The following is a 13,314-nucleotide window of genomic DNA, read 5'->3' as shown; positions in this document are numbered from 1 at the left end:
ATAAATACTTAATATTAATATTCCCAATAGAATAAAAATTATTAGTAAATTAGCTAATATACATAATGAATATTTTTTCATAACATATATGGGGATTTATTTATTTTATAAGTGCAAAACATTTAAATTGCACTAAAAACATATAGTTTTTATACAGGACGTATAAATATTTTGAATATTTATACGATAATATGAATAATGGATAGGAGGGATAAAATGAATAAAAAGTTTTCTTTAAAATTAAAATTAGGAATAATATTTACACTACTTATTAGTGTTCCTCTTGTAGTTTCATCGATTAGTTCATATATAAAGGCAAAAAATGTGCTAAAGACAAGTTTAGGGGAATCCACTACTATGCTTGTGAGTGAGGTAGAGAACAGTCTTAATTTTTATACTAAACCATATGAAGAAGCTTTAAATCAGCTTAGTTTAGAGGAAAATATACAAAGCAGTCAGTTGTCACAGAAAAACTTAGAGTATAGTATGAAAACCCTAAAAAGCTTTGTAGAAAGTCATAAGGATATAACTACAATTTATATGGGAACTAAGGATGATAAACTATTTACTGAACCACGTAGAACTGTATCTGATGATTATCGCGTAACTAAAAGAGATTGGTACAAGGAGGCAATAAAGAAAAATGGATTAGTGTGGTCAAGTCCATATATAGATGCCTTTACAGGAAAACTAGTAGTAACTGTATCTATGCCTTTTTATGAAAAAGATAAAACCACTTTAATAGGAGCCCTTGCCATAGATATAACTTTAGATGCCTTGTCAGAGAATATAAATAAAATTAAAATTGGAGATCAGGGTAATGCCATGATTTTAGATTCTAATGGGACAGTTATAGCTCATAAGGAGAAAAGTTTGTTATCAAAAACTCTTCCTATACCGGAATTGGTTAAGTCTATGAAGGAAAATAATAAGGGAGACTTATCATACAAAGATAATAATAAGGAAGAAAAATTTACAGTATTTAAGAAGATGGATAAATTAGGATGGGTAATTGCTGGTACTATGTATATGAATGAAATAAATAAACATACTGGAAGCATATTAGTTAATAATGTATTAATTGTATGTATATCTTTAGTTTTAGGACTGGTATTTGCTTTATTATTCTCAAGGAAGTTAATTGGAAACATAAATTCACTTTTAAGCACTATGAATAAGGCAAAGAATGGAGATTTAACAGTAAGAAGCAATATAAAAACTAGGGATGAATTAGAAGAATTAAGTGAAGGATTTAATTCCATGACAACTTCAATTCAACAGCTTCTAGTAGATGTTAAGTCTGCAGCTAGTGATGTGAATTTAGCCTCAGAGTCTCTTGCTGCAAATACAGAAGAAACCAGTGCTTCTTCTGAACAAATTAACACAGCTATAGTTGAAATAGCAAGAGGAGCTAATGAACAAGCTGATGATGCAGAAGAAGGGGTTAATTTAACTGATGATATTTCAGAGAAGATTAATAATATATACACAGGAAGCAAGGAAGTTGCAGAAAACACAAGAGAAGTTAGAGAAATAAATGATCAATCCATAAAAACTATAGAAGAGCTAGATGAAAACACTAAATTAAGTGAAGAAAATTTAAAAAGGGTTGGAGAATCTATATTAAAATTAAATGAAAATGTTAAAGATATAAATAATATATTAGATACTATTAATGCTATATCTGATCAGACCAACCTTTTAGCCTTAAATGCATCTATAGAAGCAGCAAGAGCGGGAGAAGCTGGAAGAGGATTTTCTGTAGTAGCTGATGAAATAAGAAAGCTTGCAGAAGGTTCTAAAAATGCTACAGGAAATATAAAGGGCATAGTTGAGAAAGTTCAATATGATAGTAATAAAACTGTTATGGTTATGAATGAGGTTAAGGAATCTGCCACAGCACAACATAATTCTGTAGAAGAGGTTAATAAATCCTTTAAAAAGATTACAACTTCTGTTGAAGGCATAACATCAAAGATAGAAGCAATGGCATCTTATATAGAAGAATTAGATGGTGCAAAATCAGGGCTTTTAGAATCTATGCAAAGTATTTCAGCAGTGTCCGAGGAAACTGCTGCAGCTTCAGAAGAAATTACTGCATCTATAGAACAACAATCTTCAGCTATAAGTGAAGTTGCAAACTCAGCAGATATGTTAAGAGGACTTGCAACAAAGTTAGAAGATGAAATAAGTAAGTTTAAAATAGAGTAGTAAAAATGACTCCAGAGTTTATTAACTTTGGAGTCATTTTTTATATTTAAGATAGATATATATTAATATCCTTCATCCTGTCTTTTGTGATTAACCTTATTTTTTTCTATATAAGCATCTTCTATATCTTTTTCTGAAAAGCCTAAGCTAGCACCTAAGTTTAGAAAACTTTGAAACAAATCTAAATACATTTCACTAGATGCTTTATTATTAAATTTAGAAATCTTATCATAAAGATCTAAAAATTGAACATATAAAGGAGATTCTAAGGCTTTCATAGATTCTAAGTTTAAGTTCTTACTGTAGTTTAATTTTAAGCCAAGACTTAAAATAAAGTGAAGACCATCTACATACTCTTCTAAAATTACTTTTTTAGGAGAGGGACCTTTATTACTCCAAAATTTAAAACAACGAGTTTCATTTGCAAGCTCTCCTAGTTCTACTAAAAGAGCTAAGGTTTTTTTAGGCACAAGATTTTCAGATAAAAGATTATGATCTTTTTCTATTCTATAATCTAAATCCTCTTGCATAGAGAATAAATTTTGTAAATCCAATACTATACCCCCAGTTATCTTAAATTAGAATTCAGAATTCAGCTATTTAAAATTAGAATTCAGCGTTGTTAGGAGTTCTTGGGAATGGTATTACGTCTCTTATATTGCCTACACCAGTTAGGTACATAATAGCTCTTTCAAAACCTAGACCAAATCCAGAGTGTTTAGTTTCTCCATATTTTCTAAGTTCTAAATACCACCAATAATCTTCTTTGTGAAGTCCTAATTCTTCTATTCTATTTTCTAGGTTTGAAAGTCTTTCTTCCCTTTGGCTTCCACCTATAAGTTCTCCTATGCCGGGAACTAAAAGGTCCATTGCAGCAACGGTTTTATTGTCTTCGTTGATTCTCATATAAAAGGCTTTAATATCCTTTGGATAGTTAGTAACAAATACAGGCTTATTAAATATCTTCTCAGTTAAATATCTCTCATGTTCTGTTTGAAGATCTATACCCCAAGATACTGGATAGTCGAATTTTTGTCCTGATTTTTGAAGAAGTTCTACAGCCTCTGTATAAGGTACCCTTGCAAAGTCAGAGTTTAAAACAAGGTTTAATCTTTCTAATAAGCCTTTATCTACAAAGCTATTAAAGAATTCCATTTCTTCAGGAGCATGTTCTAATACGAATTTAATTAGATATTTAACCATGTCTTCAGCAAGATCCATGTTGTCTTCAAGGTCCGCAAAAGCCATTTCAGGTTCAATCATCCAAAACTCACTAGCATGTCTTGTGGTGTTAGAATTTTCAGCTCTAAAAGTAGGTCCAAAAGTATAGATATTTCTATGAGATAGAGCAAAAATTTCTCCCTCTAACTGACCACTTACTGTAAGATTTGTTTCTTTTCCAAAGAAGTCTTCAGAATAATCTATTTTCCCATCCTCTGTTTTTGGAACATTGTGAAGATCAAGAGTTGTTACCTTGAACATTTCACCAGCACCTTCACAGTCACTACCTGTGATTAATGGAGTGTGAACATATACAAATCCTCTTTCAAAGAAGAAATTGTGAATTGCGTAAGCTGCAAGAGAACGAACTCTAAATACTGCAGAGAAAAGGTTACTTCTTGGTCTTAAGTGAGCTATACTTCTTAAATACTCTGGAGTATGTCTCTTCTTTTGAAGAGGATAGTCAGAATGTGAAAGACCTTCTATTATTAATTCTTCAGCCTTTATTTCAAAAGCTTGTTTTGAAGAAGGTGTTTCAACCACTGTACCTATTATTGATACAGAAGAGCTTATTGGAAGCTTTACAGCTTCTTTAAAGTTTGAAAGTTCTTGATCTAAAACTACTTGAACGTTTTTAAAAAAACTACCATCGTTTATTTCCATAAATGCAAAAGACTTAGAATCCCTTATAGTTTTAACCCATCCAGAAATTTTTACTTTTTTGTTTACATAAGAATTTGTATCTCTAAAAATACTTTTTACTAAGGTTATTTCCATTGTTTCCGTCCTCCTTAAAATATATTTATATAAAATAATTTTACAAATAAAAAAACCTTTCATCCCTATAATTAAATATATTGGGACGAAAGGTAAAATTCCGTGGTACCACCCAAGTTGAGATAAAATCTCCACTCAATCACTGCACTATACAGTGTCCATAAGCTAACGGTATGGCTCCGACTAAGTCTACTTTGCATAAGCATTTCGGTTAGTAACTCAGAGATGTTCTTCAATATGGGGTTCGTGCTAGGCTTACACCGTTCCTAACTCGCTAAAACTACATTCCATATCTACTCTTCTCATCATAGTCTATATAATTATAACTATTATATATATAATAACCACTTTTTAAAATAAAAACAACACTTAAATTAAAAATTTTTAAGTTCAAAGCTTTTAACTATGCTTTCACGTTTGGTTCCATTAAATTTCCATATCTCAATTCTATCAACCTTTGCAAAATTCAAATAATCTTCCAGAGTAAGTTCCCTTTTTACAGGAATTAGAGATTGATTGCAAACCTTTTTGATGTTATAATTAGCACTTGCCAAAGGGATTTGAAGATTTATATTTAAATTTTGGAAAGAGGTACTACTTAGTTTAAAGCCATGTAGTTGTAATGTATCAAAGACATTTCGCCATATTCTAAACATGTAACCTTTTTCATCAATCACGAGGTTAACTTGTTTAGTATCAGTATTTACATAAATTCCATTATTAATTCTAACCTTAAACTTTTTATAAGGAGATAAAATCTTTACAATAAGAGGATCTAATTTTTCAAGATCAGGATTTATAATGGTACTTAGAGGTATGTATATAGAAGGGTTACTTTTATATAGTTTAAATCTTCTACAAACTTGTCTTTGTATGGCCTCAACCTTACTGTGCGACTCATCATCAAATATAGCTACTAATTGGTATTTCATTGTGACCTCCAAATATGAATACATTTTATATACTCACTTATTAACTAATATAAATTTTTTTTAGAATAATTTCAATAAGAAAATTAAAATAATTTCACTAGTATATAAATTTTCATAACAAATAAATATATATTTTTACATAAATTCTAATTTAATAATACCATAAAATTATATTAGCTGTTGAAAAATTTTTATATAAATCTTAAATCAAGAGTTGCAGTGGCCATAATTATATTGAATTATTAATAATATTTAAAAATTTCAAGATATTAATAGATTAATTTAATTAAATTTTTGTGAAAAAACCTTGAAAAACCTTGTTAAAAATCTGTAATTCTATGATATAATAAAATTTATGGTAGGACATTAATAATTTAAAATTACATTATACATATATATTGAAAATTAGGAAAATAAATATAAATATATTAATTAGATAAGGATGGTTATGACATGGAGAAACTTGTTATAAATGGAGGTAAAAAAATTTACGGGGAAATTGAAATTAGTGGTGCAAAGAATGCAGCAGTCGCTATTCTACCTTCATCTGTAATTGCCAGTAAAGGGATTTGTGTAATTGATAACGTGCCAGATATTGAAGATGTAGTTTGTAGTTTAAAGATATTAGAAGGTTTAGGTTGTAAAGTAATAAAGCAAAAGAATACAGTAACTATAGATAGTACACAGATTAACACAGTAAGAGCTAACACTGAAGAAGTTAGAAAAATGAGAGCTTCTTATTATATCCTTGGGGCACTACTAACTAGATTTAAGGAAGCTAGTGCAGATTTACCAGGGGGATGCTCCATAGGAGTTAGACCAATAGATCAGCATATAAAAGGTTTTGAAGCCCTTGGAGCAAAAGTGGACATATCTCATGGATCTGTTACAGTAAAAGCAGATAGACTTATAGGGACTAATATTTATTTTGACGTGGTAAGTGTTGGGGCAACTATAAATGTTATGATGGCTGCAGTTCTAGCAGAAGGAGTTACTACCTTAGAAAATGCAGCAAAAGAACCGCATGTAGTTGATGTGGCTAACTATTTAAATACTATGGGCGCGAATATTAAAGGTGCTGGTACTGATGTTATAAGAGTTACAGGAGTTAAGGAACTTAAAGGCTGTAACTATAGCGTAATACCAGATCAAATAGAAGCAGGAACTTATATGATAGCTTCAGCTGCCTGTGGGGGAGAAGTTAGAATTAAAAATGTAATTCCAAAACACTTAGAAGCTATATCAGCAAAATTAGCTGAAATGGGAGCAGAAATCATAGAAGAAGATGATTCTGTAGTAGTAAAATCAGAAGGAAGATTAAAGGCTGTTAATATAAAAACTTTACCATACCCAGGTTTCCCAACAGATGTGCAGCAACCAATGAGCACACTGCTTTCTGTTGCTAATGGAAGAAGCATCATAAATGAAAGTATTTGGGAATCAAGATTTAAACATTTAGATGAAATTAAGAAGATGGGTGGACACGCAGAGGTAGAAGGAAGAACAGCAATTATAGAAGGAGCACCATATTTAACAGGGGCTTCAGTTAAAGCCACTGACCTTAGAGCAGGTGCAGCTATGGTTATTGCTGGATTAATTGCTAGAGGTGTTACTGAAGTTACAGGAATAGAACATATAGATAGAGGATATCCACATATAGAAGAAAAGTTTGAATCTTTAGGTGCAGACATTAAGAGAGTAAATTATTAAATTAAATGCACATTAAAGAGGTTAAAATTTAATTAGGATATTTTAATATATCTTTTGTATAGTATTAATACTTGAAGTTAGTATATAAGTAAAGGAGTTAGCTATGGTATTTTGCCCTTTATATAGTGGAAGCAGTGGAAATAGTATTTTTGTTGGCTCGGAGAAGACTAAGATACTAATAGATGTTGGACTTTCAGGGAAAAATATAGATAAAGCATTGTGCGAAATAGGGGAGAACCCAGGAGAAATTAAAGCCATATTTATAACACATGAACATTCAGACCATGTAAAAGGGGCAGGAGTATTGTCTAGGAAATATAATATACCTGTTTATGCCAATGAAAAAACCTGGCAGAGTATATATGGCAAAATGGGAAAAGTTAAAGAAGAAAATATAAAAGTTTTAAATACTAAGTTTGTAGAAGTGGGGGATTTATGTATAGAAAATTATAGTATTCCCCACGATGCAATAGATCCAGTAGGTTATGCCGTTCATTATAAAAATAAAAAGGCATGTATTGCAACGGATTTAGGATATTTTACAGAAGAAGTTGAGAAGGCTATTAAAGATTCAGATGTATTACTTATAGAGAGTAATCATGATGTAGAAATGTTAAAGTTTGGACCTTATCCTTATACCCTAAAAAGAAGAGTACTTAGCGATGTAGGCCATTTATCAAATGATGCTTGTGGAGAAGCTATAGTTAAAATAACTAATAGTAGTCCAAAAGAAATTTATTTAGGACATTTAAGTAAGACAAATAACTACCCAGATTTAGCATATAAAACAGTTGAAAACACTTTAGTGGACAATGGAATAGAAATTGGAAGAGATGTATTTTTAACTATGGCAAATAGAGATAAGCCAAGTAAATATGTTACATTCTAAGGAGAGGTTTAATCTATGAAAAAAATTATAACAATGTCTACCTGTGTTATTTTAGTGGTATCTAGCTTGTTATTTTCAGGATGTAAAAAGGAAGATAAACTTAGCTTAAAAGGAAAAGAAAAAGAAGAAAATATTAAGTTGAAAAAAGAACAAGATAATAAGGATAATTATATAAATATAGGACTGTATTTTGATTCATCAAAAGATGGTAAAAAATCAGAAATAACAAAGGAAGAAAGACTTTTAAATAAGGATGAAGTATTAGGAGAAGTAATAATTCAGCAATTAATAAAAGGACCAGCAGTAAGAAGTGAGCTAAAGCCTATACTTCCCAAAGGAACTAGGTTAATAAGTTTTTCTATAGCAGATAAGATAGCAACTATTAATTTTAGTAGTGAAATAGTAGTTCCTATGAGTGCTGAAAAAGAAGAAACTTGTCTTAAAGCTATTGTAAGTTCTTTAAGTGAGATTCCTTCCGTAGAAAAAGTTAGAATACAGGTAGAAAATAAAAATATAGATACCATAGGTGGTAACTATTCTATAACAGAACCTTTTAGTAAATCAGAAGTTAACTTTAAAAAGAAAGATTAACTTAGATAAAACTTGAAAAAATATTAGGATTTTATTATAATTCTGTAATATAAAGAGTTATTACAAAAACTATAAAAAAGGGGTACATAATGATGAATTTATATAAACAATGGACTGATTCAGTAGTTGAATTTGTAAAAACACAAGGAGAAGCTCAATTTTGGAAAGAATATGGAGAAATAGAAACTAAATTCTATTCAAAATTATTAGGAGAGCGTACTTCAAAATTAGAAGGTACATTTGAAGAATTAGCAAAAGAATATGGAGTTTCAATTATTCATTTTATGGGAATATTAGATGGATTAAACGAAAGTTTTAAGGAACAAGTGGACCTTGAAAGCATAGAAGAAACTTCACAAATTAATTTAGAAATAGACTTTGAAAAACTTTATTTTAATATGTTGGATGCTAAAGCTGACTATTTATATGGACTTCCACAATGGGAAGGAATTTTCTCAAAAGAAAAGAGAAGAGAAATTCAAAAACAATACAGAGATTCTAAAACTATAGTTAAAGAAGTAAGAATAGGCAGAAACGACCCATGTCCATGCGGAAGTGGGAAAAAGTATAAAAAATGTTGTGGAGTATCAAAATAATTTCAATGAACTATGGGTAATATAATAAAATGTAATATAGTATAACTTAAAATTACTTCCTAAAGCCTTAGGAAGTTTTTTTGATAAATCAATCTAGCGGAGGGTAAAAATATTGAGTTACAATATCATAGATATAATTGATAAGGTAATAAAGATAAACCAAGACAGAATAAAAATATATAAAGAATATCTAGAAGAAATAAACATATCAGAAATATATCATAAAACTAGGTATTTGATAATTATTAGGGCAATACTGAAATCAATTGAAAAGGAAAATGAATATTATAGAGGCTTAAAAAACAAAGATTTAAACTTAGAAAATCAAGATATAAATATATTAGTATACGATAAAATTTCATTTTTAATGGAAGAATTTAAAAATAGTATGAATGGATGCACATGTTGCGAATTAAAAGATTTAATCCCCTGCTTTATTGATATGGAAAAAAGAATGTTAGCATTACTAATAAACATTCAAGGAAGACTTGTAATTGAAACAAAAGACACTGAAAGCTTAGCCTATGTAATTTTAGGAGAAATGATTCAAGAAAGAAGAAAGGCCATAGAAAAACTTTATAGATTAGGATAATATTTAAGTTAAAATAAAGTATTTTTAGTTCAGGTGGATAAAAAGGCCACTTGAACTAATAATATTTCTATAGAGAAGGGACAAACTATGAATATAACATTAATTACAGTAGGTAAAATAAAAGAAAAATTTCTAAGAGATGCCATATCAGAATACACCAAAAGACTAAGCAAATATTGCAAAACAAATATAATAGAGATTTCAGATGAGAAGACACCAGATAATGCCTCAGAAAAAGAAGAAATTGCAATTAAAAACAAAGAGGGAGAACAAATTATAAAACATATAAAAGACAACATGTACGTTATAGCCCTAGACCTTAAAGGAGCTAACTTATCCTCAGAAGAGTTCTCAAACTACATAAAAGACTTAGGAATAAAAGGTGAAAGCAGCATAGCCTTTATCATAGGTGGTTCTTTAGGAATTTCAGATAAAGTCCTAGAAAGATCAAACTATAGACTTTGCTTTTCAAAAATGACATTCCCACACCAACTTTTTAGAGTCATGCTTTTAGAACAGATATATAGAGGGTTTAGGATAATGAAGGGGGAACCGTATCATAAGTGATGCTCCAAATCTTGTATTTGGTTAGCTCATTAGAACGAATGAGAGAAGGAGTTTCCTATTTTAGATAGTAAGACATTTTTGTGATAATATTTGTGTTATGTATTTAGGAAAAATAGTTGAAAAATCAAGTGCAAAGGAGCTATACAATAATCCTCTTCATCCATATTCAAAGGCACTAATTTCTTCTATACCTAAAAAGCATCCTTCTGAGAAACGTGAAAGAATAATATTAAAAGGCAATATTCCCAGTGCATCTAATATTCCTAAAGGATGTAGACTTCGTACTAGATGCCCATATGCAGATGACTATTGCAAGGTTTTAGAGCCTGAACTTAGGGAAATCCAATAAGGAAACTTTGTAGCTTGTCATTATATATTTCTGCATTAGATTTACAATGTGCAAACCTTAAAGTTATTGATGTTGCAATGAAGTACGAATATAATTATTAAATATTTTATTAGGTAGAAAATCGCTTTAGTTTACTAAGGCGATTTTTAATTATTGTGTGATAAAATCATTTTTATTGGTTATTCATAGTGAACTATGTGTATTTCTTAATCTGAAATATTCATTAACGATAAATATGGAATAGATAATGAAAAAGTATCTCCACCTAAAGAGTATAAGTTTAAACTTCAAACTATTTGTAAGTAGTAATATAAAATTAACACCTTAATGTAAGATGTATAAAAATTTTAAAGTAAGGTGCTTTGTTTTATCAAAAATTGTCAATAAATATTTTATATTTTATAATGATAATTGAATAAATGGTATATATTATGATATAATTGTATAGGAAAACTTCTTAAAATAGTAATTATTTAGGTTTACTGAATAGTTGCACAAATAAATAGATTCTAAATATTTTAGTATATGTTAAAAAATTATATTAAAAAGGGGTATTAAAATGAAGAAAAAGATTTTAGCTTTATTAATGACATTAGCCTGCATTACTTCGGTAGTGGGATGCGAAAATAAGAAAGAAGATGTATCAAATAAAAACAATTCAGAAGCAGTTACTAATGTAAATAAAGTAGAAAATAAGGAACCTGAAAAGAAAGAGGAAGAAAAGAAACCTGAAGTCAGTAGCTCAAGTGTAGCTAATAAATCAGATATTAAAAATCCACTTAAAAAAGGAACTACTGGAAACGCATCTATATACTTTGCAAGTTCAAAAAAATATATGGATGTTCCTATAAAATTAATTGATATAACAAGGGGAGAAAAGGCAAAAACTACTGTGGACAAATATAATAAAGATGCTGTAGTACAACTTGACTTATCTGATAAGCCAACTTTAGAATATGCAGTAGCAAGTTTTGAGATAACTATTCCAAAAGATTATCCAGTTCCTAAGCATGGTATGTATCCAAATCCAACTGTAGAAATTAAAGGACTTGATGGTAATAGTGTTAAACATGATGGTGTAATCTATATATTAAGTACTGTAAATACATCTCCTCGCTCTAAGAGTATACAAGCAGGAGAATCAATGATTATTGATATAGCTTATGGAGTTCCAAAAGGATGTAGTGACTATGTTTTAAAGATAGGCAATTTGAATCAAACATTAGTATACTTTAAAGGTGAATAGTTATATTAAATGAGGTTTTTACTAGAATTGGAGCATTATATAAGTACAACTTAATAAATAATAGAAAGTAAAGAAAATAGCGCTTTTCAGAAATAAAGCTGCTATTTTCTTTTTAAATTCATATAACTTAAATCAAATCCTCTAAGCCATTAACTGTAGTTTGTTCATCTTCATTAATAGGGATAACTATGCATTTTTGACCATCAATTATTTGAGATTTTATTTGAGGTATTTTTTCAGGCTTTACTTGAAGTATAACGTCATATTTAGGGGTAACCTTATTATCCTCTGAAATTGCATCCTGAGATTCCTCTAAACTAGTTTCTAAGTTTTCTTCTAAATTGGTTTCTGAAATTTCTTCTAAGTTAGCTTCTGCAGTTTTCTCTAAACCTTCATTATCATCAGTAGATTCTGTAGACAGCTTAGTTTTATCGTTTGCAGCAGTCTCTTGTTTAATTTGCTCAAGTTTAGTTTGAAGTATTTCTACTTGTTTTTGAAGGCGTTCTTCCTTTTTCCTTTGTTCATTTGCTTTAAGTGCCTTTGTGTCAATTAAACTTTCTGCTAAAGGAAGGTCATCACCAAAATTTTCTACATAGGATTTTTCAATATCAGTAGTAATTTCTTCTGGAACTCCACTTTCTATTAAAAGGTTTTGTATATCATTCTTTGTTAAGCTTATAGGTTCACAATCTGTATCATCATACATAGCATTATGCTCATCTATCATATTATTTAGGTTTTCTTGTATTTCCATAAAGGTTTTATCAGCTTTATTTTCATCAGTGCTAAAGGAATCTTTAATAATTGCTTGGAAGGTTTCCTTTTGTATAGTAGCAGTTTGTTTTGAATAACAACCTAAAGCATTTTCCATTAATTCAGGATGAGTATCCTTTGCATTTTTGGTGTAATACATAACAGAGTTAACATCTGAACTACGATCAATAAAAGCAGGAAACACAAATCCGTTAGTTGGGACCTCAACAACCCAGTCTCTAATACGTGCCTTTATTTTATTTTCTTCTTCAAAGTATCTAAGACCAGGATCTGAAAGTGAAACAGGGCATATTGCACATAACACATATTCATATACTTCTTCAGATTCATCTATCTTTGAATTATCCTTGGTTTTAGTAATAACATCATAAGCGTCATGAAAAATAAGTATTAAAAAATTACCAGTATAATCATAACTATTTATAATTAACTCATAAAAGTCATCAAGAAGAGTGTCATCTTTTAAGTGACTATTTTTAAGCTGCATAAGAAAAGTTTGTCTTTCATTTATAAAGTCTTCGTTAATTGGAAAGTTAAGTTCTAAAATATTATTCCCAATAGTTCCAGACAGTACTTTTTTAGCAATCTCTAAGTATTTAAAGTATTCATCCTCATCTAAATTTAAAAAGGTTTCTTTAAACTTTAAAATAGTATGCTTTTCGCTATTAACATAGCACCCACATATTTTAGTGAAGGTGCAATTACCTTTTTTAAAACGTTTTTTTAACTCCAGTATATCCTTCTTTCTCATATATAGACCCCTCAATTTAGTATTTTTATTTAATATATTATCATTATTAAGTATAGTATAGCAAAATGAAAGAACATAATCGCTCTTTTTTTTAGTTTTAAAATGGGA

The 13,314-nt window shown here is 29.5% G+C and carries 13 protein-coding genes and 1 other annotated feature; of the genes, 9 read left to right on the top strand and 4 right to left on the bottom strand.

The window, feature by feature from the left end; genetic code table 11:
- The first annotated feature begins 216 nt into the window (after nucleotides 1–216).
- Nucleotides 217–2,211: a methyl-accepting chemotaxis protein gene (locus FNZ64_RS04365; protein WP_185903670.1), complete on the top strand. Its 1,995-nt coding sequence runs from the start codon at nucleotides 217–219 to the stop codon at nucleotides 2,209–2,211.
- A gap of 62 nt (nucleotides 2,212–2,273) precedes the next feature.
- Here the strand turns inward: FNZ64_RS04365 and FNZ64_RS04360 are convergent, their stop codons facing one another.
- The 3 genes from FNZ64_RS04360 to FNZ64_RS04350 form a co-directional block, all read right to left on the bottom strand.
- Nucleotides 2,274–2,765 (bottom strand): dUTP diphosphatase, encoded by a 492-nt coding sequence (locus FNZ64_RS04360; RefSeq protein WP_142413625.1) that lies wholly within the window; start codon nucleotides 2,763–2,765, stop codon nucleotides 2,274–2,276.
- Between the two features lie 52 nt (nucleotides 2,766–2,817).
- Entirely contained in the window at nucleotides 2,818–4,209 is a 1,392-nt protein-coding gene (asnS, locus tag FNZ64_RS04355; protein WP_142413624.1) for an asparagine--tRNA ligase, read from the bottom strand.
- 78 nt (nucleotides 4,210–4,287) lie between these two features.
- Nucleotides 4,288–4,527: a binding site (T-box leader), on the bottom strand.
- Nucleotides 4,528–4,583: 56 nt separating this feature from the next.
- Nucleotides 4,584–5,141, bottom strand: a complete 558-nt coding sequence (locus FNZ64_RS04350) for a hypothetical protein (RefSeq protein ID WP_142413623.1) — start codon at nucleotides 5,139–5,141, stop codon at nucleotides 4,584–4,586.
- Between the two features lie 453 nt (nucleotides 5,142–5,594).
- Here FNZ64_RS04350 and FNZ64_RS04345 point away from each other — a divergent pair, with 453 nt between their 5' ends.
- The 8 genes from FNZ64_RS04345 to FNZ64_RS04310 all read left to right on the top strand — a co-directional run bounded on the left by FNZ64_RS04345 (nucleotide 5,595) and on the right by FNZ64_RS04310 (nucleotide 11,681).
- On the top strand, nucleotides 5,595–6,851 hold the full coding sequence (locus FNZ64_RS04345) for a UDP-N-acetylglucosamine 1-carboxyvinyltransferase (RefSeq protein ID WP_142413622.1): 1,257 nt from the start codon (nucleotides 5,595–5,597) through the stop codon (nucleotides 6,849–6,851).
- Between the two features lie 103 nt (nucleotides 6,852–6,954).
- Nucleotides 6,955–7,740 carry an MBL fold metallo-hydrolase gene (locus tag FNZ64_RS04340; RefSeq protein WP_142413621.1) on the top strand — a complete coding sequence of 262 codons (786 nt, stop codon included), beginning with the start codon at nucleotides 6,955–6,957 and terminating at the stop codon, nucleotides 7,738–7,740.
- Between the two features lie 15 nt (nucleotides 7,741–7,755).
- Complete coding sequence (locus FNZ64_RS04335; protein ID WP_142413620.1) at nucleotides 7,756–8,331, top strand: GerMN domain-containing protein; 576 nt, start codon at nucleotides 7,756–7,758, stop codon at nucleotides 8,329–8,331.
- A 92-nt stretch (nucleotides 8,332–8,423) separates the two neighbouring features.
- The gene (locus tag FNZ64_RS04330) at nucleotides 8,424–8,927 is read left to right on the top strand and encodes an SEC-C metal-binding domain-containing protein (protein WP_142413800.1); all 504 of its coding nucleotides are present in this window, start codon (nucleotides 8,424–8,426) and stop codon (nucleotides 8,925–8,927) included.
- A 112-nt stretch (nucleotides 8,928–9,039) separates the two neighbouring features.
- Nucleotides 9,040–9,519 carry a hypothetical protein gene (locus tag FNZ64_RS04325; RefSeq protein WP_142413619.1) on the top strand — a complete coding sequence of 160 codons (480 nt, stop codon included), beginning with the start codon at nucleotides 9,040–9,042 and terminating at the stop codon, nucleotides 9,517–9,519.
- An 87-nt stretch (nucleotides 9,520–9,606) separates the two neighbouring features.
- On the top strand, nucleotides 9,607–10,086 hold the full coding sequence (rlmH, locus tag FNZ64_RS04320; RefSeq protein ID WP_142413618.1) for a 23S rRNA (pseudouridine(1915)-N(3))-methyltransferase RlmH: 480 nt from the start codon (nucleotides 9,607–9,609) through the stop codon (nucleotides 10,084–10,086).
- Nucleotides 10,087–10,183: 97 nt separating this feature from the next.
- Entirely contained in the window at nucleotides 10,184–10,435 is a 252-nt protein-coding gene (locus tag FNZ64_RS04315; RefSeq protein WP_142413617.1) for an oligopeptide/dipeptide ABC transporter ATP-binding protein, read from the top strand.
- A gap of 559 nt (nucleotides 10,436–10,994) precedes the next feature.
- Complete coding sequence (locus tag FNZ64_RS04310; protein WP_142413616.1) at nucleotides 10,995–11,681, top strand: hypothetical protein; 687 nt, start codon at nucleotides 10,995–10,997, stop codon at nucleotides 11,679–11,681.
- A gap of 127 nt (nucleotides 11,682–11,808) precedes the next feature.
- Here FNZ64_RS04310 and FNZ64_RS04305 read toward each other — a convergent pair whose 3' ends face one another.
- Complete coding sequence (locus FNZ64_RS04305) at nucleotides 11,809–13,206, bottom strand: DUF4317 domain-containing protein (RefSeq protein WP_142413615.1); 1,398 nt, start codon at nucleotides 13,204–13,206, stop codon at nucleotides 11,809–11,811.
- Between the last annotated feature and the right edge of the window lie 108 nt (nucleotides 13,207–13,314).

The sequence above is a fragment of the Hathewaya massiliensis genome (assembly GCF_902143515.1).
GTDB lineage: Bacteria > Bacillota > Clostridia > Clostridiales > Clostridiaceae > Hathewaya > Hathewaya massiliensis.
The sequence above is the reverse complement of the archived record's forward strand: the minus strand, read 5'-3'. Positions and strand labels throughout refer to the sequence as shown.